Source organism: Burkholderia sp. BCC1993, from assembly GCF_905339865.1.
GTDB lineage: Bacteria > Pseudomonadota > Gammaproteobacteria > Burkholderiales > Burkholderiaceae > Burkholderia.
Genome location: NZ_CAJPGZ010000026.1, coordinates 21056 through 46708 on the forward strand (window position 1 = coordinate 21056; position 25653 = coordinate 46708).

Below are 25653 nucleotides of genomic sequence, written 5' to 3' on the forward strand. Positions count from 1 at the left end.
ATTACCGAATTACCGAATCGCCAGCGTGCCGAATCACGCCGGCCTCCCCGGCTCACCCCGCCGGTTTCAACGCACCGCGGTCGCCCGGCTGCGCGGTCTCGCCGGCCGGACTTTCAGCGCTCGCGCCTTCGGTGCCCCACTCGGCCGCATCGCTGCGCTCGGCCGTCGACAGCTCGTCCGCGCGGTAGCCGGTGCGATTCAGCAGCGCGAGCATGCACGCGAGCGACACGAGCGCGTACAACCCCGACGCGATTGCGACGCCGACGATGCTGCCGGTCGCGTTCAGGATCGCCTGCGCGAGCACCGGCGTGCCGCCGCCGACGACGAGCGCGCTCAGCTGGTACGCGAGCGACAGGCCCGTATAGCGGATGTTGGCTGGAAACACGCGCGCGAGCACGCCGCCGACCGCACCGTAGAACATCGCCGACGGAATCGTCGAGATGCACATGCCCGCGACGGCGACCCAGTACGAACGCGTCGCGAGCGCATGGAACATCACCGGCATCAGCACGATCTCCGGGATCAGGATCCAGCACATCGCGCGCCGCATGTCGACTTTCGACACGAACCACGCGCCGACCGGCTGCATCAGGAACTGCACGACGAGCGAGATCGACAGGATGCCGAGGAACGTGCCCTGCGCATAGCCGAGCTCCCTGGTTGCCCACGACAGCGCGAACGTGCTGCGGAAATACGTGACGTTGATCACCGGCAGCGTGCCGGCCGCGAGCAGCACGACGGGCCAGTGGTCGCGCACGACGTCGCGCAGCGGCAGCTTCACCGTGCGCTTGCGCGCGAGCACGCGCTGCATGTCGATCGATTCCTCGAGCCGCAGCCGGATCACCATCCCGATGATCACGAGCACCGCCGACAGCAGGAACGGAATGCGCCAGCCCCACATCAGGAACGACGGCGTCGGCAGCGCGCTCAGCGCGAAGAAGGCGGCGGTGGCGAGCAGGTTGCCGGTGGGCGAACCCTGCTGCGCGAACGCCGCATACAGGATGCTGCGATGCTTCGGCGCGTTCTCGCTCGCGATCAGCACCGCGCCGCCCCACTCGCCGCCGACCGCGATGCCCTGCAGCACGCGCAGCACGACGAGGCCCGCGGGCGCCCACACGCCGATCGACGCATAGCCGGGCAACAGGCCGATGCCGGTCGTGGCAAGCCCCATCATCACCAGCGTGATCACGAGCGCGGTCTTGCGGCCGACGCGATCGCCGAGATGCCCGAACACGATGCCGCCGAGCGGCCGCGCGGCGAAGCCGGCCCAGAACGTGACGAACGCGAGCAGCGTCGCGACGCCGGGATCCATCGTGCTCGAAAAGAACACCTTGCCGAACACGAGCGCGGCGGCGGTGCCGTAGATGTAGAAGTCGTACCACTCGATCGTGGTGCCGACGAACGCCGCGAGGGCGGCACGGCCCGGACGCGGCTGCGCGGCGGACGGGGATTGCGGACGGCTCATCGATGTCTCCATGTTTGTGATCGGCGGTGCGACTGTCGCGCGCGTTGCCGGATGGCCGGCCTTGCGCCGCCGGCTGGCGGGGTTGCGTTACGAGCGATTGCTCGACGCGGGGCTGCTTTACGCTGCCCCACGTCGCTTTACGTCGCGATCTGTCGGTCCAGGTCGCTCACCTGCAGGGCCACTCGTCCGGTCACGTCGGGTCCGGCGCGACCTTCAGCACGCCCGCGTCGAGCAGCTGCTGCTGGAGCGCGGGATCGACGCCGAGGCGGTCGAGCACCGCGCGCGTGTCGCGGCCGAGCGCGGGCGGCGGCGAACGATAGGTCGCCGGCGTGCGCGACAGCTTCACCGGCGATGCGGTGCCGCGATACGCGCCGATCTCGACGAACAACTCGCGGTGCAGCGCATGCGGGTCACGCGCGACGTCGGCGACCGTACGCACCGGCCCGCACGGCACGCCCGCCGCCATCAGGTCGCGCGCCAGCGGCTCGCACGGATGCGCGGTGAGCCGAGCCTCGAGTTCGGCCTTCAGTTCGGGCCGGTGCGCGCAGCGGCTGCGGTTGTCGACGAAGCGCGGATCGCCGGCGAGCGCCGGCGCGCCGAGATGCGCGACGAGCCGCGCGAACTGCCGGTCGTTGCCGACCGCGAGGAAGATCGGCACGGTGGCCGTGCGATAGCTGTCGTACGGCGCGATGTTCGGATGCGCGTTGCCGCTGCGCTCGGGCACGCGCCCCGAGCCGAAGAAGTTCGGCAGGTGCGGATGCAGCAGCGACACGCCGCAGTCGTACAGCGCGATGTCGATCGACTGGCCCTGCCCGCTCTGCTCGCGCTCCGCGAGCGCGAGCAGGATGCCGGCAAGCGCGTTGAGCCCGGTGACCATGTCGACGATCGGCAGGCCGATGCGCGTCGCGTCGCCGTCGCGCTCGCCGTTCACGCTCATCAACCCGGCCATCGCCTGGATCACCGCGTCGTAGCCGGGCAGCCCGCCGAGCGGGCCGTCGTCGCCGAAGCCCGTCACCGCGCAGTGGATCAGGCGCGGGAAACGCGGCTGCAGGTCGCGCGCGTAATCCATGCCCCAGCGCGCGAGCGTGCCCGGCTTGAAGTTCTCGACGAGCACGTCGGCGCTCTCGAGCAGGCGCCACAGGATCGCGCGCCCTTCGTCGCGGGACAGGTCGAGCGCGACGCCCTCCTTGTTGCGGTTCACGCCCATGAAGTACCACGCTGTGTCGCCGAGGAACGGCGGCCCCCAGCCGCGCGTCTCGTCGCCGTCGGGCGGCTCGATCTTGATCACCGTCGCGCCGTGGTCGGCGAGCGCCTGCGTGCAGTACGGGCCGCCGAGCACGCGGCTCAGGTCGACGACCTTCAGGCCGTCCAGTGCGCCGCGTGTCGCGTTGGTCGCATTCATCGCTTCCGTCGTGCTCATCGTTCGACCTCCGGCAGCAGGTCGAGCGCCATGTCGAGCGGTACCGGCGTGCCGCGCAGCAATGCATCGAACGCCGCTGCCTCGTCGTCGCGCGACGCCGGCGCGAGCGGATCGACCGGCAACAGCTTGTGACGCACGATCAGGTGCGCGAGCGCGAGGCGCCGGTAATCGGGCGCGAGCTGCGCGCCCTCGCATGCCATCAGCACGGCCGCGCTCGCGTAGTACAGCGCCGACGCGGCCTGCCGCACGCGCGCGTCGTCGCCTTCCGCCGCGACCCGGTCGAGCGCATCGCACGCGCGCGCGAGAATGCGCCGCAGTGCCGCGCGGCTCGCGTCGGGCAGCGGCGCCGCGCCGAGCCGGTCGCCGAGGAACGTGCGCAGCGCATCGAGCGCCTGCTCGCGCTGCGCGGCGCGCGCGACGTCGAGCGCGACGATGTTGCTGGTGCCCTCCCAGATCGAGCCGAGATGCGCATCGCGCACGAGGCGCGCATCGCTCCATTCCTCGATGTAGCCGGTGCCGCCGCGCACCTCCATCGCGTCGCCCGTCACACGGCGTGCGTCGCGGCACGCGCGGAACTTGATCAGCGGCGTCAGGATGCGCACGCAGCACGCGGCCTGCTCGTCGCCCGCATCGGCCTGCGGCAGCAGCAGCGCGATCTGCATGAACATCGCGCGTGCGGCCTCGGCGGGCAGCAGCATCTTCATCAGCTGGCGCTGCATCAGCGGCATCTCGATCAGCTTGCGGCCGAATGCGGCGCGGTGGGCGGCCACGTGCAGCGACTCGTTCAGCGCGCGCCGCATCAGGCCCGCCGCGCGCACGCCGTTCGACAGCCGCGACATGTTGATCATGTCCGCCATCTGGTGAAAGCCGCGGCCGATCTCGCCGATCAGCCAAGCCTGCGCGCCTTCGAGCGCGATCTCGCCGCTCGCCATCGAACGGCTGCCGAGCTTGTCTTTCAGCCGCACGATCCGGTAGCGGTTGCGCGTGCCGTCCGGCAGCGTCTTCGGCAGCAGGAACAATGCGAGCCCCTTGATGCCGTCCGGCGCGCCGTCGGGCCGCGCGAGCACCATCGCCAGATCGGCGTCCGCGTTCGAGCAAAACCACTTGTCGCCGTACAGGTGCCACACCGCCTCGCCCTGCGCGTCGGCTTCGCGCACCGCGCGCGTCGCGATGCGGCCAACGTCGGAGCCGGCCGCCTGTTCGGTCATGAACATCGCGCCCTGGAACAGCGTGTCGAAATCGCGCGATGCGAGCATCGGCAGATAGCGCTCGACGAGTGCCGGGTCGCCGAAGCGGCGCAGCGTGCGCGTCAGCGAATCGGTCATGCTGACCGGGCAGCACAGCCCGAATTCGGCCTGCACGAACAGGAACGTCAAAGCGTACTTGACGAGCGGCGCGACCGCCTCGGGCTGGTGGCTCAGCGACGCAAGCCCGAGTTCCGCATACGCGACGCGTTCGAGCGCGATGTATGCCGGGTCCTTGTCGATTCGCTGCACGGCTTCGCCGCGCCGGTTGCGGTGCTCGAGCACGGGCGGGTGCTTGTCCGCGCGCGACGCCCATTCGTCGAGTTCGCCCGACACGCGCGCGCCGAGCGTCAACAGCTGCGGTTCGAGTTCCGCGTAGCGTGCTGCGCCCAGATGCAGTTTCAGCAACGCGCCGAGATCGGGATCGGCCGTGAAGAAATTGATGCCTCGGCTATCGGGGATGTTGTTGGCCGTGCCGGTGTCCGGCGTGCGAGTGGTGTCGTTCATGCATGCGTCTCCAGGGTGGCCCGGCTGCCGGCCGGCGCCCGCGCCGTGGCGGGCGGCGCGGCCGGCTGATGCCAGGCGTTCAGCAGAGCGTAGGCGCGCGATCGATAAGCGTCCAATACAGGATTTATCCGGTACGATAGACAACGCTTATCGACGCCGATGCGGGAAGGAGACAGCATGGAACTGAGGCAGTTGCGCTACTTCGTGGCGGTCGCCGAGGAACTGCATTTCGGGCGCGCGGCGAAGCGCCTGTTCATCTCGCAGCCGGCGTTGAGCTTCGACATCCGCAAGTTCGAGGACGCGCTCGGCGTGCAGCTCTTTTCGCGCACCAACAAGACGGTCGCGCTGACCAACGCAGGCGCAGTGCTGCTCGGCGAAGCGCGCCGGCTGCTGCTGCAGGCGGCCGAGGCCGAGCGCCTCACGGTGCGCTCGGCGTCCGGCCTCGCGGGCCGGCTGCGGATCGGCTTCGTCCATTCGATGCTGTATCGCGGGCTGCCCGATGCGGTGCGGCGCTTCGAGGCCGATTACCCGGGCGTCGAGATCGTGCTGAGCGAGATGAACACGCAGGCGCAGGTGCAGGCGATCCAGCGCGGCCAGATCGATCTCGGCTACGCGCACTGGGGCCACTGCCCGCCCGAGGTCGAATCGGCGCCCGTCTACGCGGAACCGTTCGTCTGCTGCCTGCCGGCCGCGCATCCGCTCGCGCGGCGCCGTCAGGTCGCGCTCGCCACGCTGGCCGAGGAACCGTTCATCCTGTTTCCGCGCGACGCGGCGCCGCACTATCACGACCTGATCATCGCGCAATGCGTGAACGCGGGATTCAGCCCGCTGATCCGTCACGAGGCGCGGCTGTGGCAGACGATCCTGTCGATGATCGAGTTCGGCATGGGCATCGCGCTGGTGCCGCGCGTGCTGCAGCAGGTGAAGAGCGACCGGCTCGCGTTCCGGCCGCTGAAGGATGCGTCACTCGAATCGCGCACGCTCGAACTGAAGCGCAGCGGCACCGCCGAACCGGTCGCGCTGCGCTTCGCCGACTACGTGCGCGCATCGATCGACGCGCTGCCCGCACTCGCGGGCTGAGCCGGCGCGCCCGCATTTCGCGCCGGCATTTCGCGCCGGCACTTCCCCGTTACTTCGCTTCCGGCTGCAGCACCGGCTGCGCGCGTCGGTACCACACCGCGTACACGACGGACAGCGCGATCAGGAACGGAATGCCGAAGATCAGCGTCATGTGGAATTCGGCCGTGAAGTAGGTCGTCACCATCACCGCGAGCATCAGCGCCGCGCCGAGCAGCGTCAGCAGCGGAAAGCCGCGCATCCGGAACGCGGACGCCGGCAGGCCGAGCGCCGCGCGACGCCGCCGGAAGCAGTAATGCGTGACGAAGATCATCATCCACGTGAACAGCGCGCCGAACATCGACACCGCCATCATGATCGTGAACGACGCGTCCGGGTACAGCACGCTCAGGACCGTCGCGAGCGCGATGCCGAGCGTCGACAGCAGCAGCGCGCCGAACGGCACGCCGCGCGCGTCGACCTCGCCGAGCGCCTTCGGCGCATAACCCGCGCGCGACAGGCTGAACATCATCCGCGTCGTGATGTAGAGCTGGCTGTTCATCGCGGACAGCGCGGCGATCAGCACGACGAAGTTGATCAGCCCGGCCGCGCCCGGCAGGTGGATCGCCTCCATCACCTTCACGAACGGGCTCTCGTCGCGCCCCGCCGCCGTCCACGGCACGATCGCGAGCATCAGCGCGAGCGTGACCAGGTAGAACAGCACGAGCCGCACGATCGTCGAGCGGAACGCGCGCGTCACCGCGCGCTCGGGATCTTCCGCCTCGCCCGCCGCGACCGCGATCATCTCGATGCTCAGGTAGCTGAAGATCGACACGATCACCGCGACCCACATCCCCCACATGCCCTTCGGGAAGAAGCCGCCGTGCGCGGTGTAATGGTGGAAGCCCGCGCGGGCCGCACCGTCGCCGACCAGCGCCGGATTGCCGAACACGACGTACGCGCCGAGCACGATGAAGCCGACGATCGCCGCGATCTTCACGACCGAGAAGCCGTATTCGACCGCGCCGAACACGTCGACGCTGCGTGCGTTGACGAACACGAGCAGCGCCGAGAAGCCGACGATCCACAGCCAGCCCGGCACGCCCGGGAACCAGTACTTCATGTACAGCGCGATCGCGGTGACTTCGGTGCCGACCGCGAGCACGATGCACGCCCAGTACGCATAGCGCACGAGGAACCCGGCCCACGGGCTCACGTAATGTTCGGCGTATGCGCCGAACGACCCGGAGGTCGGATGCGCGACCGTCATCTCCGCGAGACAGCCCATCAGCAACAGCGAGATGAACGCGCCGATCGCGTAGCTGACGAGCACGCTCGGGCCCGCGAAGCCGATCGCGAACCCGCTGCCGAGAAAGAGACCGGTGCCGATCGCACCGCCGATCGCGATCATCGCCATCTGCCGTGCGGAAAGTGTACGGCGCAGACCCTGCTCGCGCGCCGCGATGTGCTGGAATTGCCCTTCTGGTTGCATCGAATGACCTCGTTCGAAAGCGTGGGTCCGGCCGAAACGTCGACGGCGCACGGACCGGTGCCGGACCGCACCGGCCACCGCGCGCCGCATGCTCAGAACAGGTGGCGCAAGCCGGCCGCGATACCCGTCTGGTTGCCGCGTCCGGGCATTTCGGTGAACGCGCCGCCGGTCACCCGGTTGTAGTCGACCGTCGCGTAGACCTGGGTTGCCTTCGACAGCGCGTACTCGGCCTCGAGCACGCCCGTGTAGCGCTTTCCGCCGTTACCGGCGATGCCGTTGATGTTGCGGATGTCGTCGTAGTACGCGACGCCCGTCACCGAAACCGCGGGCGTGATCTGCACGCTCGCGCCGGTATAGAAGATCATGTCGCGGCGCGGGTTGTCGGCGAACGAACCGTAAGTCACGTCGCGGCCCGGTGCGTTCAGCAGTTGCCGGTCGAGCATGCCGGTGCGGTCGATGCCGCCGAGATAGCCCGCGTACAGCGTCGCCGCGCCGAACGCATAGCGTGCGCCCGCGCCCCACGCCTGCTGCGCGCGGCTCGTCAGGTCGCGCACCTGCTGGTAGGTCGCGCCGACCATCAGCCCGCCGAGCGTGTACGACACGCGCGTGCCCCAGTACGCATTCGCGCCGAGGCTGCCCGCGACGCCGCCGAAGCCGTAGCTCGCGCCGACGTTCAGCCCGCCGAACGTGCCGTCGTAGCTGACCACGTTGCTCGCGCGGCCCTGCGTGAGGAAGTACGGCCACATGTTGGCCGTGTAGTTGCCGACCGTCAGCGGATCGAGATCGCCGAACAGGTTGAACGCCTCGGTCGCCTGCCGGCCGAGCTTCACGGTGCCCCAGTCGCTCGCCAGGCCGACATACGCGTAGCGGCCGAACAGCGCGCCGTCGAGCTGCCCGTTCTGCGGCTCGAAGCCGCTCTCGAGCCGGAAGATCGCCTTCAGCCCGCCGCCGAGCGCTTCGCTGCCCTTCAGGCCCCAGCGGCTGTTGGTGATCGCGCCGTTGGTCATCTGCACGCTCGCGTCGTTCGACGCGTTCGCATGCGTCGTGTAGCGAATGCTCTGGTCGACGATGCCGTACAGCGTCACGCTGCTCTGCGCCATCGCGCCGCTCGCGGCGAGCAGGCCCGCCATCGTCGGTAGTGCGAATCGATTGATGCTCCTCATCTTCGTCTCCATCCTTGTCTGAATTGTTGATGTTTGCTGGGGTGTGTTGGTGCTTGTCGGGAATCGTGGGTGCTGCAATCCTCGCGAAGTCGCGTGCCGGCTAGCCGCGTGCCGCCGGCAACGCGACGTACGCGACGAGTTCGACGCGCATGGCGGGATGCGCGAAGCCCTGCACGCCCACGCACGTGCGGTTCGGGTACGGTTCGCGGAAGTGGCGCCGGTATTCGGCATCGAATTCGGGCATCGCCTTCACGTCGGACAGGTAGACGAGCACCTGCGCGACGTCGTCCATCGTCGCGCCGGCCGCCACGACGGCCTTCGCGAGATTGCCGAGCGTGAGGCGCGCCTGTCCGGTCATCGTGTCGCCTGCGATCGCGCCGGACGCATCGACCGGGCCGTGGCCGGTAAACATCAGCCCACCGGCGCGGGTCGCCCACGAGAACGGCTGCGCGAGTTGCGGCAAGTCGACCGGGATCGTGTCTGCCATCGTATCCTCCTTCGGTTCGGGATCGGCCGCTCAGGCAGCCTGGCGCGACGTGCCGCCGAGCACGTCGGCGATCGCGTTGGCGACGTGGTCGACGTTCGCGTCGTTCAGGCCCGCGATGCACATGCGGCCCGAACGCAGCAGGTAGACGCCGTGCGACGCGCGCAGCCGGTCCACGTCGGTCGCGGCGATGCCCGTGTAGCTGAACATGCCGCGCTGCGTGACGAGCGCGTCGAACGCGGGCCCGGCCAAGCGCGCGTCGAGCCGCGCCTTCAGCGCACCGCGCATGCGCTTGATGCGCATGCGCACCTGGGCCACCTCGTCTTCCCAGCACGCACGCAGGACGTCGTCGTTCAGCACCGCCGACACGAGCTGCGCGCCGAACAGCGGCGGGCTCGAGTAGGTGCGGCGCACGCCGGCCTGCAACTGGCTCAGCACCGTCGCCGCTTCGCCCGCACTCGCGCAGACGATCGACAGGCCGCCGACGCGCTCGCCATACAACGAGAAATTCTTCGAGAACGAGTTGCTGACGATCGCCGGCAGCCCGGCTTCGACGATCGCGCGCACGGCCCATGCGTCGTCGTCGAGACCATCGCCGAAGCCCTGGTACGCCATGTCGAGGAACGGAATCAGCCCGCGGCGCGCGAGCACGTCGATCACCGCGCGCCATGCGTCGCGGTCGAGGTCGAGGCCCGTCGGGTTGTGGCAGCACGGCTGCAGCAGCACGATGCTGCGCGCGGGCAGCGCGTCGAGCGCCGCGAGCATCGCATCGACGCGCAGGTCGTTGCGCGCGGCGTCGTAGTACGGATACGTGTGCACGTCGAGGCCGGCCGCCGCGAAGATCACGCGATGGTTGTCCCACGTCGGATCGCTGATCCAGATCGCGCTGTCGGGGAAATAGCGCTTCACGAATTCCGCGCCGAGCCGCAGCGCGCCCGAGCCGCCGAGCGTCTGCAGCGTCGCGATGCGTCCTTGCGCGAGCGCCGCGCATTCGGCGCCGAACACGAGGCGCTGCACGCCCTGCCGATACGCAGCGAGCCCTTCCATCGGCAGATACGTATGCGGCGCGCCGGCTTCGCGCAGACGCTCGGCCGCGAGGCGCGTGCTCTCCAGCACGGGGATCCGGCCCGCGTCGTCGTAATAGAGGCCGATGCTGAGGTTGACCTTGTGCGGATGGGCATCCTGCTGGAACGCCTGGAACAGCGACAGGATCGGGTCGCCCGGATAGGCGGGAATGTGTTCGTACATGGCGGAATGACGGTCGGGGTTGAAGGCGGCGATACGGCCGGCGGCGTGACAGCACGTCAGGCCGTGCGGTCGAGGCATGGGGCGCATGTTATCGAGGACGAAATAGAATGAGCTTCACTTTTCGATGACGAATCCCGCCGATTGCAGTAGAGTCTGCGCCTACCATCTCAAAAATGACGGGATTCTGCGAAATGAATCTGGATCGAACCGACATGCGGATCCTCCGGCACCTCGAGCGGGACGGACGCATCAGCAATCAGGACCTCGCGAACGCGGTCGCGCTGTCGCCGTCGGCGTGCCTGCGGCGCGTGAAGCTGCTCGAGGAACGCGGCGCCATTTCCGGCTACCGCTGCACGATCGAGCCGAAGAAGGTCGGCGTCGCATTCGAGGCGCTCGTGCACGTGTCGATGCGGCCGGACGTGCCCGAATGGCACGACCGCTTCGTGGAGGCGATCCAGCAGTGGCCGGAAGTCATCGCCGCGCAGATCGTGACGGGCGGCTCGAACTACGTGCTGACGGTGCGGGCGCGCGACCTCGACCACTACTCGGACTTCGTGATCAACCGGCTGCATCGCGCGACGGGCGTGATGTCGATCAATTCGAGCATCGTGCTCGCGACGCTCAAGCGCGACGGCTCGATTCTCGATCTCGTCGAGCCGTCGACGGCCGGCTGACGCACCTTTTGCACCGGCCTGAAAAATATTTGAAGAAAGTGCTTTACGAACCCGAAAAGCTCTGACATAATTTCAGCTTCTTTGGGCGGTTAGCTCAGCGGTAGAGCACTGCCTTCACACGGCAGGGGTCACTGGTTCGATCCCAGTACCGCCCACCAAAGAATTCAAGGGCCTGCGTCTCACGACGCAGGCCCTTTTCGTTTTGCGGCCGCGTTTCCGCGGCTCGCCTCCCCTGCCCGCTTCCTTGCGCGCGCGAACGCGTTCGACGGGCAACGACGCATCGGCCACATGCAATCGAAGCGTCGCGACGACTCGCTACCCTGCCCGCCCGACCCGTTCCGCCGTCGCATCGAACGCGCGCTTCGCCTTGTCGACGATCTCGTCGACCTCCGCCTCCCGGATCACGAGCGGCGGCGACAGCAGCATCCGGTCGCCGGTTGCGCGCATGATCAGATTGCCGTTGAAGCAGAAGTCGCGGCAGATCGTGCCGATATCGACGCTGGCGTCGAAACGCTCGCGCCGCGCGCGATCGCGCGCGAGCTGCACGCCTGCGACGAGCCCTGCCCCGGCAATCTCCCCGACGATCGGATGATCCGCGAGCGCGTCGCGCAGCCGGCGCTGGAAATACGGCCCGATGTCGTGCTTCACGCGCTCGACGATCCCCTCGTCGCGCAGCAGCTTCAGGTTCGCGACCGCCACCGCCGCCGCGACCGGGTGCCCCGAGTACGTGAGGCCGTGATTGAATTCGCCGTTGTCGATGATCGGGCGCGCGATGCGTTCGTGGATGCCCACCGCGCCCATCGGCACGTAACCCGAGGTCAGGCCCTTGGCCATCGTGATCAGGTCCGGCTCGAAGCCGAAGTGCTGGTGCGCGAACCATTCGCCGGTGCGGCCGAAGCCGCCGATCACTTCGTCGGCGACGAGCAGGATGTCGTACTTGCGGCAGATCCGCTGGATTTCCGGCCAGTACGTCGACGGCGGGAAGATCACGCCGCCCGCGCCCTGGAACGGCTCGCCGATGAACGCGGCGACGTTCTCCGCGCCGAGTTCGAGGATCTTCGCTTCGAGCTGCTGCGCGCGTGCGAGGCCGAATGCTTCCGGCGTTTCGCCGGCTTGCGCTTCGCCGAAGAAATACGGCTGGTCGATGTGCACGATGTTCTCGACCTTCGACGGCATCTGCTCGTGCATGTAACCCATCCCGCCGAGCGTGCCGCCCGCGATCGTCGAGCCGTGATAGCCGTTCCTGCGCGAGATCACGAACTTCTTCTGCGGCTTGCCCTGCACGCGCCAGTACTGGTGCACGAGGCGCAGCACGGTGTCGTTGCCTTCCGAGCCGCTGTTGCAATAGAAGAAGTGGTTGAAGCCGGCGGGCGTGACTTCGGCGAGCATCGCGGAAAGCTCGATCACCGGCGGGTGCGTGGTCTTGAAGAACGTGTTGTAGAACGGTAGTTCCTGGAGCTGGCGATATGCGGCGTCGGCGAGCTCCTTGCGGCCGTAGCCGACGTTCACGCACCAGAGGCCGGCCATCCCGTCGATGACCTTGTTGCCGTCCGAGTCCCACAGGTAGACGCCGTCGGCCTTCACGATCACGCGGCTGCCCGCGCGGTTGAGCGCACCCATGTCCGAGAACGGATGGATGTGGTGCGCGGCGTCGAGCGCGCGGTATTCGGCGGTCGAGCGTGCCTGCGTCGTGCGCGGTGCGGCGGCCGGCGCGGCGGGCTGGATCCACGCGGATTCGTTGCGGTAAGTCATGTTTCCTCCGTCGTTCCTTGATGCGGTCGTGCACACGCTCACACGTGCAGCAGCAGATGACGGCGTTCCCACGAACTGATCACGCGGAAGAACGCCTCGTATTCGGTTTCCTTCAGCGCCAGGTACGCCTTCACGAACTTGTCACCGAGAATGCCGGCGAGCGGCGTGCACGCGGCCATCAGCGAGATGCCTTCCTCGAGGTTGCGCGGCAGCTGGTACGGCAGGTCGTAGCCGTCGGACGCGATCGGTTCGGTCGGCGCGAGCTGCTGCGTGAGACCGAGATAGCCGGCGGCAAGCGTCGCCGCGAACGCGAGGTACGGGTTGCAGTCGACGCCCGGAATGCGGTTCTCGATGCGCCGCGCGACCGGCGTCGACTGCGGGATGCGAAAGCCGACCGTGCGGTTGTCGTAGCCCCACTGCACGTTGATCGGCGCGGCCATGAAGCGCGACAGGCGGCGATACGAGTTGATGTACGGTGCGAAGATCGGCATCAGCGCGGGCGTATATTTCTGCAGGCCCGCAAGATAGCTGTGGAACATCGGCGATACGACGCCGCCGTCGTCGGCGAACAGGTTGCGGCCGGTGTGCACATCGGCGAGGCTCTGGTGGATATGCATCGCGGAGCCCGGCTCGTTTTCCATCGGCTTGGCCATGAACGTCGCATACATGTTGTGGCGCAGCGCCGCCTCGCGCACCGTGCGCTTGAACAGGAACACCTGGTCGGCCAGCGACAGCGCGTCGCCGTGCACGAAGTTGATCTCCATCTGCGCGGCGCCGACCTCGTGGATCAGCGTCTCGATGTCGAGGCCCTGCATCTCGCAGTATTCGTAGATGTCCTCGAACAGCGGATCGAACTCGTTGACCGCCTCGATCGAATACGACTGACGGCCGGTTTCCGCACGCCCCGTGCGCCCGACCGGCGGACGCAACGGCAGGTCGGGGTCGGCGTTCATGTCGACCAGATAGAACTCGAGCTCGGGCGCGACCACGGGCTTCCAGCCCTTTTCCTTGTACAGGTCGAGCACGCGGCGCAGCACGTAGCGCGGCGAGATCTCGACCGGCGAGCCGTCGAAATGCACGCAATCGTGGATCACCTGCGCGGTCGGATCGACGGCCCAAGGAATCAGGCAGATCGTCGACGGATCGGGCACGCACACCATGTCGGGATCGGTCACGCCGGTCAGCGTGCCGTCCTCCGGATAGTCGCCGGTGACGGTCTGCACCATCACGGCCTGCGGCAGGCGCATCGATTCGCCGGACTCGAATTTGTTGCGCGGAATGATCTTGCCGCGCGCGATGCCGGCCATGTCGGGAATGATCGCCTCGACTTCGGTGATGCGGTGCTGGCGCAGGAATTCGCTCAGTTCGGGTTGCATGATCGGCCTCGTTCAGTCGATGTCGGATGCGGCCGGCGACGGCATGGTGCCGCCGGCCGCATGAATGCGGTGTGACATGCGCGCGCGGCACGCCGCGCCGAATGCCGCGAAGATGTCGCGCGACAGCGGTTGCTCCGCGTGGCGCCATTCGGGATGCCACTGCACGCCGAGCGCGAACGCACGCGCGCCGCGCACGCTCACGGCCTCGATCAGCCCGTCGGGCGCGCTCGCCTCGACCGCGAGTCCCGCGCCGAGCCGCGCGATGCCCTGGTCGTGCAACGAATTGACCAGCGCGTCGTGCGCGCCGCGCGCGATCCGTTGCAGCAGGCCGCCCGGCGCGAGCTGCACGCGGTGCGCGGGGCCGTACTGCCGCTCGAGCGGATCGCCGTCACGCTCGCGATGATCGTGGAAGCCGGGGCTCGCATGCAACCGCTGATGCAGCGTGCCGCCATACGCGACGTTCAGCTCCTGCATGCCGCGGCAGATCGCGAGCACCGGCACGCCCGCATCGATCGCCGCGCGGATCAGCGGCAGCGCGGTCGCATCGCGCGCGGGATCGTGCAGGGTATCGGGCGCGCTCGCCGGGCCGCCGTAGTGATGCGGCTCGACGTTCGAATAGCTGCCGGTCAGCAGCAGCCCGTCGATCGCCGCGACGATCGCGTCGACCGGCTGCCGCGCACCCAGCGCGGGCAGCACGAACGCCAGCGCGCCGGCACCGTCGACCAGCGCGACGAGATACTTCTCCCCGGCCGTGTGGTTCGGATGGGCGCCGCGCATGACGCGATCGGCGGTGACGGCTACGAGCGGGCGCGGTCGCATGATCGCCTCCGCGATAAATGCGCGATGCGTGCGGATGCGCAGGACGATGGCAGCCCGCGATGGTGCTGCACGCGTCCACGAGCGATCGTGCCGCTCGGACGTTGCGGCAACAGGCGGTGCGATCCGATGCGAAAGCGGAAAAGGACGCTAGGGCAACAATGAAGCGCTGCCGTCGCACTGCACCGCGCTGAACACGTGCGCGGTCACGACATTGAAGCGGCGCAGGCCGCAATGGGGCACAGCGAAGAAGCGGGGCTCGCGTATGGGGGCGGCGCGCGTGCCGCGATCAGCATGCCGGATCGGCCCGGCCTGAGGCGGCGCGCCCGCCGACGGACTTCGGGTCCGGCGTATCGAAGGGCTGGCGGCTTTCACGATCGTACTCGACTGACTGATGAAGGCAGGACACGTGTCGCGATGAAGCGGGGGCGGCAATGCCGCGCGACGACACGTCGGCAAGGTGTCTCGCAACGGATTCCGGCGCGGTGCGACGCTGATCGACGCCGTCGCGGCCGGTGCGCGCGTGACGACTTCCTGACATTCAGCTTATATCACCTAAAAATTGCGTCAAATTTTCAGGTACCGATCCCGACATCGATCAGACGAAAAAAAACGGCATCGACCGCTCGGGTCGATGCCGTTTTGTGCGATGCATCAATGCGCTCATGGCCCGCCGGCAGGCCGTGGCGCGACATCGCACCGCGCCGCCGCACGCAGCGCGCGCCGACGGATCAGCGATGCGCGAGCGCGGTTTCGACGAGCGTCTGCAGCAGCGGCACGATCCGCGCGGCGCGCGCTTCGTCGTACGCATACGGACGCGTCTCTTCCATGTAGGTGATCTGCGACAGCTCCAGCTGCAGGGCTTCGACGCCGGTCGCGGGCACGCCGTAGTGACGCGTGATGTAGCCGCCCTTGAAACGCCCGTTCGCGACGGCCGTATAACCGCCGTGCGCGCTCACGCATGCGGCCAGCGCCTCGGCAAGGCCCGGTGCGGCGCTCGCGCCGCTCGACGTGCCGAAGTTGAAGTCCGGCAGGCGGCCCTCGAAGAAGCGCGGCACGTGCGAGCGGATCGAATGCGCTTCCCACACGAGCACGCGGCCGTGCTCGCGCTTCAGGCGCGCGATCTCGCCTTGCAGCGCGTCGTGATACGGGCGCCAGTAACGGTCGCGGCGGCGCATGATCTCGTCGTTGCCGGGCAGCGCGCCCGCCGGATACAGCGGTGCCTTGTCGAACGTATCGACCGGCACGAGCCCGGTCGTGTCCTGCCCCGGATACAGGTTCTCGTTGTCGGGCGGACGGTTCAGGTCGACGACGTAACGCGCGTGCGACGGCACGAGGATCGACGCGCCGAGCGTCGCCGCGAACCCGTACAGCCGCTCGAGGTGCCAGTCGCAATCGTCGACGAAGCGCGCGTCGGGCGTCATCGTCGCGGCGATGTCGTCGGGGATGTGGGTGCCTGCGTGCGGAATCGAGATCAGCAGCGGCAGCGTGCCCTGCTTCAGCGTGAATACAGCCGGTTGTTCAGTCATGTCGCATCACCGTAAAAGTCGGCCGGCGCACGCGCGCGGCGTGCGCCGGGTGCCGCGCATTCAGCGCAGCAGTTGCGCCAGCGCGGCGCGGTAGTCGGCATAAGCTGCGGCTTCGTCGCGATGGCGGCGGCCGCTCACGACGCGCTCGCCGCCGGTATAGACGTCGAGCACCGGCGTGTCGCCGTGCTCGGCGAACACCGCGCCCGACAACCATGCCGTGCTGTCGTGCTCGGCGATCGCCGGATGATCGGGATCGAGCACGAGCCAGTCGGCGCGGCAGCCTTCGCGCAGCGCGCCGATGCGCCGTCCGCTCGCCTGCGCGCCGCCCGCGAGCGACGCGTCGAACAGCCGGTCGGCGACATGCGCCTGCGTGTCGCTCGCGAGCACGTTGCGCGCGCGATGCACAAGCCGCTGCCCGTATTCGAGCAGGCGCAGTTCCGAGCGCCAGTCGACCGACGCATGACTGTCCGAGCCGACGCCGATCACGCCGCCCTGCGCGAGATAGTCGACCGCCGGGAACACGCCGTCGCCGAGGTTCGCCTCGGTGGTCAGGCACAGGCCGGCCACCGCGCGACGCTTCGCGAGCGCGGCCGTTTCGGCCGCATCGACGTGCGTCGCGTGCACGAGGCACCAGCGCGCATCGACGTCGAAACGATCGAGCAGCCATTGCACGGGACGCGCGCCATAGGCGCGCACGCAATCGTCGACTTCGGCCGTCTGTTCGGCGATATGGATATGCACCGGCGCGTCGTCGGGCAGACCTTCGAGCAGCACGCGCAAGCCGCTCTCGGACACCGCGCGCAGCGAGTGCGGGGCGACGCCGTAGCGCAGGCCGCCGTGCTCGGGTGCGACGCGGCGCATCGCGTCCAGCAGTTCGAGCAGGCCGTCCGGCGTGTTGATGAAGCGGCGCTGGTCGTCGCGCGGCGGCTTGTTGCCGAAGCCGGCGAACTGGTACGACACGGGCAGCATCGTGATGCCGATGCCGGCCGAGCGCGCGGCATCGACCACGCGCGTGCCGAGTTCCGCGATCTGCGGATAGCGCGAGCCATCCTGCGTGTGATGCACGTAGTGAAATTCGCACACCGACGTGTAGCCGCACTTCAGCATCTCGACGTACAGCCAGCGCGCGATCGCCGCGAGCGCGTCGGGCGTGATCTTCAGCGCGAAGCGGTACATCAGGTCGCGCCAGCTCCAGAAGCTGTCGGCGGGATTCGCGCGGTATTCGGTGAGCCCCGCCATCGCGCGCTGGAACGCGTGCGAATGCAGGTTCGGCATGCCGGGCAGCACGGGCCCGGCCGCGCGCGCGACGCCGGCCGGCGCATCGGTGTCGGGCGTCACGTCGGTCAGCGTGCCGGCCGCGTCCCAGCGCAGCAGCACGTTGCGGCGCCAGCCATCGGGCAGCCAGGCATGGTCCGCGAACAACATAGAGTCGGTCATCGTGAGTCCTTGTTGACCGGATTCGGCGCGCTGAAGCGTCGGTCCGGTCCCGTGCCCCGGTTGGCAGGAGTCGGCGCTTCAGCGCCCGCTTCCGCCCCGTGGCGATCGACCGGACCGACGCTTCGGCGCCGCGTCCGGCCCTCCACTAAAACTAGCCGTTCATCCGGCGAAACACCGTCGCGCCGCCGCGCACGACCTGCTCGCACAGCGGCCGGCCGATCCAGTACGCGAGCTCCGACAGCGAGCCGACCGACCAGACCGCGAAATCGGCCTGGCGGCCGATCTCGAGCGCACCGTGACGATCCGCGCGGCCGAGCGCCGCCGCCGCATGGCGCGTCACGCCCTGCAGCACCTCGGGCACCGTCATGCGGAACAGCGTGCAGCCCAGGTTCAGCGTCAGCAGCAGCGATTCGAGCGGCGAGGTGCCGGGGTTGTGATCGGTCGCGAGCGCGATCGGCACGCCATGCTTGCGCAGCAGCTCGATCGGCGGCAATTGCGTTTCGCGAATGAAGTAATACGCGCCGGGCAACAGCACGGCGACCGTGCCGGCCGCCTTCATCGCCTCGATGCCGGCTTCGTCGAGAAATTCGAGGTGGTCGGCCGACAGCGCGCGATAACGCGCGGCAAGCGCGGTGCCGCCCGCGTTCGACAGCTGCTCCGCGTGCAGCTTCACCGGCAGCCCGCGCCGCGTCGCGGCCTCGAACACGCGATCGGTCTGCGCGAGCGAGAAGCCGATGCGCTCGCAGAACACGTCGACCGCGTCGACCAGGCCTTCGTCGGCGAGCGCCGGCAGCATCCGGTTGCACACTTCGTCGATGTATTCATCCGCACGGCCCGTATATTCCGGCGGCAGCGCGTGCGCGCCGAGGAACGTGGTGTAGACCGTGACCGGGAAGCGCTCGCCGAGCTGGCGCGCGACGCGCAACATCTTGCGCTCGCTCGCGAGGTCGAGCCCGTAGCCCGACTTGATCTCGATCGCCGTCACGCCGTCGGCGAGCAGCGGCTGCAGGCGCGCGGCGGCCTGCACGAACAGCGTCGTCTCGTCGGCCGCGCGCGTCGCGCGCACCGTCGACACGATCCCGCCGCCCTGCCGCGCGATCTCCTCGTAGCTGACGCCGGCGAGGCGCTGCGCGAACTCGTCGGCGCGCGTGCCGCCGTACACGAGGTGCGTATGGCAGTCGACGAGGCCCGGCGTCACCCACGCGCCGTGCAGGTCTTCCCGCTGCCAGTGCGCATAACCGTGCGGCAGCGCGGACAACGCGCCGAGCCACACGATCGTGCCGGTTTCATCGACGGCGATCGCCGCGTCGTCGATCGTTTCGTCGGGATGGCCGTGCGGACACAGCCTCAGGTGATGCCAGACAGTCGGTTTCATGCGTTCAGTCTCGTTCGCCGACGGCGAGCGAGACGGCGAGCAGCGCGCCGCCTCCGCTCACGACGACGTCAAACGCACACCGCGGCCCGTCGAGCCGCAGCGTGTCCATTTCTTCCAGTGCGTAATGCGTGCCGTCGATGGCGACACCGACGGCGCCCGTCGCGCAGAACAGCAGCACGGTATCGGCGCGCTCGACGCGGTGCGAGCCTTCGGGCCACACGTCGAGCGTCCCGCGCGCGGCCGAACGGCGCGTCATCAGGTTGAAGTCGCGCGTCGCGCCGTCGTGCAGCGTCGCGTCGATCGCCGTTTCGCCGGCGAAGTCCGCACGCGCGAGCGGCGCGTCGAGCACGTGGCGCGCGCCCCCTTCTTCCGCGAGCGTCATGCCCGCGCCGGACAGCAGCACGAGCGTGCGATCGATCCCGTCGAAACGCGAGAACGGGCCGGCCGCGCCGACGTCCGCGACGCTCACGCGCCATGCGAACGCATCGAGCGCGGCGCCAGGAGGAAACGCACCGATCTCACGCGTCACGCCGCCGCCGTTCTTCCACGGCGACGCAACGAGATCCGCCGCGCGGATCATCGTCGCGTTCACCGGCGCCTGGTCGAGCGCCGTCATGCTCAGCGGCCGAGCATCGGCAGCTTCAGGCCGGCCTCGCGGGCCGTCTGCTGCGCGAGTTCGTAGCCGGCATCCGCATGGCGCATCACGCCCGTCGCCGGATCGTTCAGCAGCACGCGGCCGAGACGCTCGTGCGCTTCGGCGGTCCCGTCTGCGACGATCACGACGCCCGAGTGCTGCGAGAAGCCCATGCCGACACCGCCGCCATGGTGCAGCGACACCCACGATGCGCCGCCTGCCGTGTTCAGCAGTGCGTTCAGCAGCGGCCAGTCGCTCACGGCGTCCGAACCGTCCTTCATCGATTCCGTCTCGCGGTTCGGGCTCGCGACCGAACCCGTGTCGAGGTGGTCGCGGCCGATCACGATCGGGGCCTTCAGCTCGCCGTTCTTCACCATCTCGTTGAACGCCTGGCCGAGGCGATAGCGATCCTTCACGCCGACCCAGCAGATCCGTGCCGGCAGGCCCTGGAACGCGATGCGCTCACGTGCCATGTCGAGCCAGTTGTGCAGGTGCGGATCGTCGGGGATCAGTTCCTTCACCTTCTGGTCGGTCTTGTAGATGTCTTCCGGATCGCCCGACAGCGCGACCCAGCGGAACGGGCCCTTGCCTTCGCAGAACAGCGGGCGGATGTACGCCGGCACGAAGCCCGGGAAGTCGAACGCGTTCTCGACGCCCATTTCCAGCGCCATCTGGCGGATGTTGTTGCCGTAGTCGAGCGTCGCCGCGCCGCGTTCCTGCAGATCCAGCATCGCCTGCACCTGGACGGCCATCGACTGCTTCGCGACCTTCACGATGCTCTGCGGATCGACCTTCTGCGCTTCGCGCCATTGCGCGACGGTCCAGCCTTGCGGCAGATAGCCGTTGATCGGGTCGTGCGCGCTCGTCTGGTCGGTCACGCAGTCCGGCGTGATGCCGCGCTTGACGAGTTCCGGGAACACGTCGGCCGCGTTGCCGAGCAGGCCGATCGACACGGGCTTGCCCGTGCGCTTCGCTTCGTCGATCATGCCGAGCGCTTCGTCGAGCGTCGTCGCCTTCTTGTCGACGTAGCGCGTCTTCAGGCGGAAGTCGATGCGCGTCTCGTCGCATTCGACCGCGATCATCGAGAAGCCGGCCATCGTCGCGGCGAGCGGCTGCGCGCCACCCATGCCGCCGAGGCCGCCCGTCAGGATCCAGCGGCCCGACGGATCGCCGTTGAAGTGCTGGTTCGCGACCGAGAAGAAGGTCTCATAGGTACCCTGCACGATGCCCTGGCTGCCGATGTAGATCCAGCTGCCGGCCGTCATCTGGCCGTACATCATCAGGCCCTTGCGGTCGAGTTCGTGGAAGTGATCCCAGGTCGCCCAGTGCGGCACCAGGTTCGAGTTCGCGAGCAGCACGCGCGGCGCATCCTTGTGCGTGCGGAACACACCGACCGGCTTGCCCGACTGGATCAGCAGCGTTTCGTTCTCTTCGAGATCCTTCAGCGACGCGAGGATCTGGTCGTAGCATTCCCAGTTGCGCGCCGCGCGGCCGATGCCGCCGTACACGACGAGCGCGTGCGGATGCTCGGCGACTTCCGGATCCAGGTTGTTCTGGATCATCCGGTAGGCCGCTTCGGCCAGCCAGGTCTTGCAGACCTTCTCGCTGCCGCGCGGCGCGCGGATCGTGCGGGTCGGATCGAGACGGGGATCGATGTGTTTCGGATGGTTCATGACGACTGCTCCCGAGGGAAATTGAATATCAAATAGGAATCAGAAATGCCCGGTGAAGCGATAACGGCTGCCGGGGTGCCACAGATTCGCCACCGAGGCGACGACGCCCTGCGACCAGGTGCGCCGATGTAAAACCAGACACGGCTCGACGTCGTCCATCCGCAACTGCTCGCGCCGCTCGGGCGCCGGAGCCGCCGCTTCGATCCGATACTCGACGCGCTGCAGCGGTGCCGCGCGCATCAGGTACAGGTTCGGCGTCGTGTTCGTGAAATCCTGCTCGGCATAATCCGGCGCGACCGCCGGATTCACCCACCGTTCTTCGAGCTGGACGGGTTCGTCATTCTCGAAGTGCAACACCTGCGAATAAAACAGCTTCGCGCGCACGGCCATCTGCATCTCGTCGGCGAGCGCCTCGTCGGCGCGGATCGTCTCGAGGCCGAGCACGCTGGCGTGGTACCCATGCCCGCGCGCGCCGACCTCTTCCGAGATACTGCGGATCGCCACCAGCGTCGACTCGTACTTCGGCCGCGCGACGTAGGTGCCGGCGCCCTTCATGCGCGTCAGCACCTGCTCGGCCGTCAACTCGCGCAGCGCGCGGTTGACGGTCATGCGCGCGACCTTGAACTCGCGGGCCAGTTCGTTCTCGGAGGGCACCTGGTCGCCCTCCGCCCACTCGCCGGCGTGAATGCGGCCCAGGATGAAATCCTTGATCTCCTGGTAGACCGGCGCGCTCATGGGCTTACTGTTCCGATGCGAACGAGAACGGCGCGACCTTCGCGAACGCGCGCTCGCCGACGAGCTTCGCGATCACCGCGATGTCCGGTGCGAAGTAGTGGTCGAGCTCGTAGTGCGCAACCTTGCCGCGGATCGTTTCCATCACCGGCGCGAGCTTCGGGCTCGTGTGGTACGGCGCGCGCAGGTCGACGCCCTGGGCGGCGGCCAGCAGTTCGATCGCAAGGATGTGCTTCGTGTTGTCCGCGATGTCGGCGAGCTTGCGTGCGGCGAACGTCGCCATCGACACGTGGTCTTCCTGGTTCGCCGAGGTCGGCAGCGAGTCGACCGACGCCGGGTGCGCGAGCGTCTTGTTTTCCGATGCCAGGGCGGCCGCCGTCACGTGGGCGATCATGAAGCCCGAGTTCACGCCGCCGTCCTTTACGAGGAACGGGGGCAGGCCCGACAGCGTCGCGTCGATCAGCAGCGCGATGCGGCGCTCGGCCAGCGCGCCGATTTCCGCGGCGGCGAGCGCGAGGTTGTCGGCCGCGAATGCGACGGGTTCGGCGTGGAAGTTGCCGCCCGACAGCACTTCGCCGGTATCCGGGAAGATCAGCGGGTTGTCCGACACGGCGTTCGCTTCGACCAGCAGCACGGCGGCTGCATGGCGCATCTGGTCCAGACACGCGCCCATCACCTGCGGCTGGCAGCGCAGGCTGTACGGATCCTGCACCTTGTCGCAGTCGCGGTGCGACTGGTTGATCGGCGAGCCTTCGAGCAGGTCGCGATACGACGCGGCTGCGTCGATCTGGCCTTGATGGCCGCGCAGTTCGTGGATGCGGGCGTCGAACGGCTTCACCGAGCCGGCCGCCGCGTCGACCGACAGCGCGCCCGCGACGAGCGCGGTGCGGTACAGGTCTTCGATCGCGAACATGTTGTCGAGCGCCAGCGCGGTCGACGCCTGCGTGCCGTTCAGCAGCGCCAGGCCTTCCTTCGCCTGCAGCGTCAGCGGCGCGAGGCCCGCGACGCGCAGACCGTCGAGCGCGCTCGCGCGCTCGCCGCGGATGAACACTTCACCGACGCCCAGCAGCACGGCCGACATGTGCGCGAGCGGCGCGAGGTCGCCCGATGCGCCGACCGAGCCCTTCACCGGGATCAGCGGCAGCACGTCGGCGTTGAACAGCGTGATCAGCGCGTCCATCACTTCGCGACGGATGCCCGAGTGGCCGCGGCCGAGGCTCGACAGCTTCAGTGCCATCAGGAGGCGCACCGACGAGCGCGCCATCGGCTCGCCCACGCCGACCGCATGCGACAGCACCAGGTTCTTCTGCAGCAGCTCGAGCTGGTCGTGCGGGATGTGCGTGCTGGCCAGGCGGCCGAAACCCGTATTGATGCCGTATGCCGGCTCGCCCTTCGCCGCGATGTCGGCGACGGCCTTCGCGCCGGCGTCGATCTTCGCGAAGCTCGCCGGGTCGAGCTTGAGCTGCACCGATTCGCGAGCGATCTTGCGCAGTTGCGGAAGGGTCAGGTGGCCGGGGGTCAACGTAATCATGTGAGCAATCCTGTCTAGACAAGTTCGGGATGGATTGCAGTGTAGCCATCGCGACTTGTCTAGACAACCCGTTTTTCATAATTCCGACTCGGGAGTTTCCCTGATGTCCGGCGCGGCCCGCCGGACCGGCCCGACAGGCCTCGCAATTAACATATGTTGCAATTATTTTTTCTTTGGCAACATACGAATCGACACTTCCCTACGATCCGCCCACGGAGATCCGCCATGACCATCCCGCCCCGGTTGACCACCCTCCTCGGCCGCAGCCTGCTCGTCGCCGCGTGCGCGCTCGCGTGCGGCGCATCGCTCGCCGCGGAACCGCTGTCGGGCACGCTCGAGAAGGTGCGCCAAAGCGGCCTGATCTCGATTGGCCATCGCGAGACGTCGGTGCCGTTCTCCTATGTCGACGCGAGCGGCAAGGTGATCGGCTTCTCGCAGGACCTGTGCGACCGCGTGATCGCCGCCGTGAAGGCGCGCACCGGCAAGCCCGACCTGCAGGTGCGCTTCATCCCGGTCACGTCGCAGAACCGCATCCCGCTGGTGCAGAACGGCACCGTCGATCTCGAATGCGGCGTGACCACCAACCTCGCCGCGCGTCACGCGCAGGTCGCGTTCTCGACCACCTTCTTCGTCGCGACCACGCGCCTGCTCACGCGCACGAACTCGGGCATCCGCGACTTCCCCGATCTCGCCGGCAAGACGGTCGTGACGAACCAGGGCACGACGTCCGAACGCCTGCTGCGCAAGATGAACGAGGAAAAGAAGATGAACATGCAGATCATCAGCGCGAAGGACTACGGCGAGGGACGCCTCACGCTCGAATCGGGCCGCGCGGCCGCGTACATGATGGACGACGTGCTGCTCGCCGGCGTGCGCCAGCTCGCGGCGAAGCCGGCCGACTGGGCGATCGTCGGCACGCCGCAATCGTCGGAAGCGTACGGGTTCATGCTGCGCAAGGACGATCCGCAGTTCAAGGCGCTCGTCGACGGCGTGCTCGTGGAGCTGATGAAGAGCGGCGAGATCAACGCGCTGTACGACAAGTGGTTCATGAAGCCGGTGCCGCCGAAGGGGCTCGCGTTCGACTTCCCGATGAGCGACGTGATCAAGGCACGCTACGCGGCGCCCAACGACGTACCGCTCGAATGAGCGTCGCGCGCTGAAACGGGGTCAGCGCGCCCACGCGACGCACGCCGCGTAGCCGGGCGCCGCGTCGAGCCAGCCCGCGTCGAACGCGGCCACGCCGGCGGCGGGCGCGGCCGGCTCGACGATCGTCGTCGCGGGCGTCGCCGCATCGCGCGGCGGCACGACCGCGAACGCGCGCAGCCCGCCGACGATGCCGGTGCCGAGCGCCTTCAGCAGCGCCTCCTTCGCGGCCCACACGCGCATGAACGCGTCCGCGCGGGCGGCGAGCGGCAGGCCGTCGAGATACGCGGCCTCGGCGGCCGCGCACACTTCGCGCGTCAGCGCACGCCAGTCGGTCGTGCGGTTGCAGCTTTCGATATCGACGCCGACGCGCCCCGTTGCCGCCCACGCGATGAGCGCGTGATCGCCCGCGTGCGACACGTTGAAATCGAGCGACGCGCGATGCGCGGGATCCAGCGACGGCCGTCCCGATGCGTCGACGACGATCGCGATGTCGTTCGGCGCGATGCCGAGCGCCGCGCCGAGCACGTCGCGCAGCGCGGCGCGCGTCGCGGCACTGCGCACCGCATCCTCGTGCCGCAGATAGCGCCCGACACGCGCCCGCTCCGCGTCGCTCAGTGCCGCGTAGGCGGGCGATGCGAGCGGCACGCGCCAGTCGAAATCGACGCGCGCGACCTGCACGCCGGCACGCGACGCGGCAGGCGGCACATCGAGCAGGTGCACGCGCCACGCGCGGGACAGGTCGTCGGAAATCTCGGAATCGGGTGGAATGGACATCGGCACGCGGCAGCCAGGCGAACGAAACGTTCGATGTTAATCGAACGCACGGGAGGAAGACCGACGCATCGCGACCGCGATCGTCGGCAGCGACAGCGGCAACGGCAGCCGGTGCGACCGTCTCA

At 68.5% G+C, this 25653-nt stretch carries 21 protein-coding genes and 1 tRNA gene; 4 read left to right on the top strand and 18 right to left on the bottom strand.

Annotated features, from left to right (window positions below; genetic code table 11):
* Positions 1–52 precede the first annotated feature (52 nt).
* The 3 genes from U4Y91_RS33495 to U4Y91_RS33505 all read right to left on the bottom strand — a co-directional run bounded on the left by U4Y91_RS33495 (position 53) and on the right by U4Y91_RS33505 (position 4636).
* Positions 53–1465 (bottom strand): MFS transporter, encoded by a 1413-nt coding sequence (locus U4Y91_RS33495; protein ID WP_321808656.1) that lies wholly within the window; start codon positions 1463–1465, stop codon positions 53–55.
* 190 nt (positions 1466–1655) lie between these two features.
* Positions 1656–2885: a CoA transferase gene (locus tag U4Y91_RS33500; RefSeq protein WP_321808657.1), complete on the bottom strand. Its 1230-nt coding sequence runs from the start codon at positions 2883–2885 to the stop codon at positions 1656–1658.
* Entirely contained in the window at positions 2882–4636 is a 1755-nt protein-coding gene (locus U4Y91_RS33505) for an acyl-CoA dehydrogenase family protein (RefSeq protein WP_321808658.1), read from the bottom strand. The genes U4Y91_RS33500 and U4Y91_RS33505 overlap by 4 nt, the downstream gene beginning before the upstream one ends.
* Before the next feature lie 177 nt (positions 4637–4813).
* On the opposite strand from U4Y91_RS33505, the gene U4Y91_RS33510 reads away from it, so the two are divergent.
* Positions 4814–5716 (top strand): LysR family transcriptional regulator, encoded by a 903-nt coding sequence (locus U4Y91_RS33510; protein ID WP_124522172.1) that lies wholly within the window; start codon positions 4814–4816, stop codon positions 5714–5716.
* Between the two features lie 49 nt (positions 5717–5765).
* Here the strand turns inward: U4Y91_RS33510 and U4Y91_RS33515 are convergent, their stop codons facing one another.
* The 4 genes from U4Y91_RS33515 to U4Y91_RS33530 form a co-directional block, all read right to left on the bottom strand.
* Positions 5766–7184 carry an amino acid permease gene (locus tag U4Y91_RS33515; RefSeq protein WP_321808659.1) on the bottom strand — a complete coding sequence of 473 codons (1419 nt, stop codon included), beginning with the start codon at positions 7182–7184 and terminating at the stop codon, positions 5766–5768.
* Positions 7185–7276: 92 nt separating this feature from the next.
* On the bottom strand, positions 7277–8347 hold the full coding sequence (locus U4Y91_RS33520; RefSeq protein ID WP_415750525.1) for a porin: 1071 nt from the start codon (positions 8345–8347) through the stop codon (positions 7277–7279).
* A gap of 100 nt (positions 8348–8447) precedes the next feature.
* Entirely contained in the window at positions 8448–8834 is a 387-nt protein-coding gene (locus tag U4Y91_RS33525; RefSeq protein ID WP_321808660.1) for a RidA family protein, read from the bottom strand.
* 30 nt (positions 8835–8864) lie between these two features.
* Positions 8865–10079 (bottom strand): amino acid aminotransferase, encoded by a 1215-nt coding sequence (locus tag U4Y91_RS33530; protein WP_321808661.1) that lies wholly within the window; start codon positions 10077–10079, stop codon positions 8865–8867.
* Between the two features lie 191 nt (positions 10080–10270).
* Between U4Y91_RS33530 and U4Y91_RS33535 the strand changes: the two genes are divergently transcribed.
* Positions 10271–10753, top strand: coding sequence for an Lrp/AsnC family transcriptional regulator (locus U4Y91_RS33535; RefSeq protein WP_124488334.1), 483 nt, complete (start codon positions 10271–10273; stop codon positions 10751–10753).
* A gap of 83 nt (positions 10754–10836) precedes the next feature.
* Positions 10837–10911 (top strand) — tRNA-Val (locus U4Y91_RS33540).
* A gap of 157 nt (positions 10912–11068) precedes the next feature.
* Here the strand turns inward: U4Y91_RS33540 and U4Y91_RS33545 are convergent.
* From U4Y91_RS33545 to hutH, 10 genes are all read right to left on the bottom strand, one after another.
* Complete coding sequence (locus U4Y91_RS33545; protein WP_321808662.1) at positions 11069–12505, bottom strand: aspartate aminotransferase family protein; 1437 nt, start codon at positions 12503–12505, stop codon at positions 11069–11071.
* Between the two features lie 38 nt (positions 12506–12543).
* On the bottom strand, positions 12544–13881 hold the full coding sequence (locus U4Y91_RS33550; RefSeq protein ID WP_321808663.1) for a glutamine synthetase family protein: 1338 nt from the start codon (positions 13879–13881) through the stop codon (positions 12544–12546).
* Positions 13882–13893: 12 nt separating this feature from the next.
* Entirely contained in the window at positions 13894–14700 is an 807-nt protein-coding gene (locus tag U4Y91_RS33555; RefSeq protein WP_321808664.1) for a gamma-glutamyl-gamma-aminobutyrate hydrolase family protein, read from the bottom strand.
* A gap of 728 nt (positions 14701–15428) precedes the next feature.
* Positions 15429–16226: an N-formylglutamate deformylase gene (gene hutG, locus U4Y91_RS33560; RefSeq protein ID WP_321808665.1), complete on the bottom strand. Its 798-nt coding sequence runs from the start codon at positions 16224–16226 to the stop codon at positions 15429–15431.
* Between the two features lie 60 nt (positions 16227–16286).
* Positions 16287–17663 (bottom strand): formimidoylglutamate deiminase, encoded by a 1377-nt coding sequence (locus U4Y91_RS33565; RefSeq protein ID WP_321808666.1) that lies wholly within the window; start codon positions 17661–17663, stop codon positions 16287–16289.
* A gap of 151 nt (positions 17664–17814) precedes the next feature.
* Positions 17815–19038 (bottom strand): imidazolonepropionase, encoded by a 1224-nt coding sequence (gene hutI / locus U4Y91_RS33570; RefSeq protein ID WP_321808667.1) that lies wholly within the window; start codon positions 19036–19038, stop codon positions 17815–17817.
* 4 nt (positions 19039–19042) lie between these two features.
* Entirely contained in the window at positions 19043–19654 is a 612-nt protein-coding gene (locus U4Y91_RS33575; protein WP_321808668.1) for a HutD family protein, read from the bottom strand.
* A gap of 2 nt (positions 19655–19656) precedes the next feature.
* On the bottom strand, positions 19657–21345 hold the full coding sequence (hutU, locus tag U4Y91_RS33580; protein WP_321808669.1) for a urocanate hydratase: 1689 nt from the start codon (positions 21343–21345) through the stop codon (positions 19657–19659).
* Between the two features lie 39 nt (positions 21346–21384).
* Positions 21385–22080, bottom strand: a complete 696-nt coding sequence (hutC, locus tag U4Y91_RS33585; protein WP_321808670.1) for a histidine utilization repressor — start codon at positions 22078–22080, stop codon at positions 21385–21387.
* A 4-nt stretch (positions 22081–22084) separates the two neighbouring features.
* A complete protein-coding gene (gene hutH / locus U4Y91_RS33590) occupies positions 22085–23608 on the bottom strand; it encodes a histidine ammonia-lyase (RefSeq protein WP_321808671.1) in 1524 nt (507 codons plus the stop codon).
* 225 nt (positions 23609–23833) lie between these two features.
* Between hutH and U4Y91_RS33595 the strand changes: the two genes are divergently transcribed.
* Positions 23834–24754: a glutamate/aspartate ABC transporter substrate-binding protein gene (locus tag U4Y91_RS33595; protein WP_321808672.1), complete on the top strand. Its 921-nt coding sequence runs from the start codon at positions 23834–23836 to the stop codon at positions 24752–24754.
* Positions 24755–24775: 21 nt separating this feature from the next.
* Here U4Y91_RS33595 and U4Y91_RS33600 read toward each other — a convergent pair whose 3' ends face one another.
* A complete protein-coding gene (locus U4Y91_RS33600) occupies positions 24776–25528 on the bottom strand; it encodes a 4'-phosphopantetheinyl transferase family protein (protein WP_321808673.1) in 753 nt (250 codons plus the stop codon).
* Between the last annotated feature and the right edge of the window lie 125 nt (positions 25529–25653).

Excerpts from the sequence above, each read along its gene's own strand:
- U4Y91_RS33495 (WP_321808656.1), bottom strand. The coding sequence starts at position 1,465 with ATGAGCCGTCCGCAATCCCCGTCCGCCGCGCAGCCGCGTCCGGGCCGT.
- U4Y91_RS33535 (WP_124488334.1), top strand. The coding sequence starts at position 10,271 with ATGAATCTGGATCGAACCGACATGCGGATCCTCCGGCACCTCGAGCGG.
- hutU (WP_321808669.1), bottom strand. The coding sequence starts at position 21,345 with ATGAACCATCCGAAACACATCGATCCCCGTCTCGATCCGACCCGCACG.
- U4Y91_RS33515 (WP_321808659.1), bottom strand. The coding sequence starts at position 7,184 with ATGCAACCAGAAGGGCAATTCCAGCACATCGCGGCGCGCGAGCAGGGT.
- U4Y91_RS33500 (WP_321808657.1), bottom strand. The coding sequence starts at position 2,885 with ATGAGCACGACGGAAGCGATGAATGCGACCAACGCGACACGCGGCGCA.
- U4Y91_RS33530 (WP_321808661.1), bottom strand. The coding sequence starts at position 10,079 with ATGTACGAACACATTCCCGCCTATCCGGGCGACCCGATCCTGTCGCTG.
- U4Y91_RS33565 (WP_321808666.1), bottom strand. The coding sequence starts at position 17,663 with ATGACCGACTCTATGTTGTTCGCGGACCATGCCTGGCTGCCCGATGGC.
- U4Y91_RS33600 (WP_321808673.1), bottom strand. The coding sequence starts at position 25,528 with ATGTCCATTCCACCCGATTCCGAGATTTCCGACGACCTGTCCCGCGCG.
- hutH (WP_321808671.1), bottom strand. The coding sequence starts at position 23,608 with ATGATTACGTTGACCCCCGGCCACCTGACCCTTCCGCAACTGCGCAAG.
- U4Y91_RS33595 (WP_321808672.1), top strand. The coding sequence starts at position 23,834 with ATGACCATCCCGCCCCGGTTGACCACCCTCCTCGGCCGCAGCCTGCTC.
- U4Y91_RS33520 (WP_415750525.1), bottom strand. The coding sequence starts at position 8,347 with ATGAGGAGCATCAATCGATTCGCACTACCGACGATGGCGGGCCTGCTC.
- U4Y91_RS33575 (WP_321808668.1), bottom strand. The coding sequence starts at position 19,654 with ATGACGGCGCTCGACCAGGCGCCGGTGAACGCGACGATGATCCGCGCG.
- U4Y91_RS33505 (WP_321808658.1), bottom strand. The coding sequence starts at position 4,636 with ATGAACGACACCACTCGCACGCCGGACACCGGCACGGCCAACAACATC.
- hutC (WP_321808670.1), bottom strand. The coding sequence starts at position 22,080 with ATGAGCGCGCCGGTCTACCAGGAGATCAAGGATTTCATCCTGGGCCGC.
- U4Y91_RS33555 (WP_321808664.1), bottom strand. The coding sequence starts at position 14,700 with ATGCGACCGCGCCCGCTCGTAGCCGTCACCGCCGATCGCGTCATGCGC.
- U4Y91_RS33545 (WP_321808662.1), bottom strand. The coding sequence starts at position 12,505 with ATGACTTACCGCAACGAATCCGCGTGGATCCAGCCCGCCGCGCCGGCC.
- hutG (WP_321808665.1), bottom strand. The coding sequence starts at position 16,226 with ATGACTGAACAACCGGCTGTATTCACGCTGAAGCAGGGCACGCTGCCG.
- U4Y91_RS33510 (WP_124522172.1), top strand. The coding sequence starts at position 4,814 with ATGGAACTGAGGCAGTTGCGCTACTTCGTGGCGGTCGCCGAGGAACTG.
- U4Y91_RS33525 (WP_321808660.1), bottom strand. The coding sequence starts at position 8,834 with ATGGCAGACACGATCCCGGTCGACTTGCCGCAACTCGCGCAGCCGTTC.
- hutI (WP_321808667.1), bottom strand. The coding sequence starts at position 19,038 with ATGAAACCGACTGTCTGGCATCACCTGAGGCTGTGTCCGCACGGCCAT.
- U4Y91_RS33550 (WP_321808663.1), bottom strand. The coding sequence starts at position 13,881 with ATGCAACCCGAACTGAGCGAATTCCTGCGCCAGCACCGCATCACCGAA.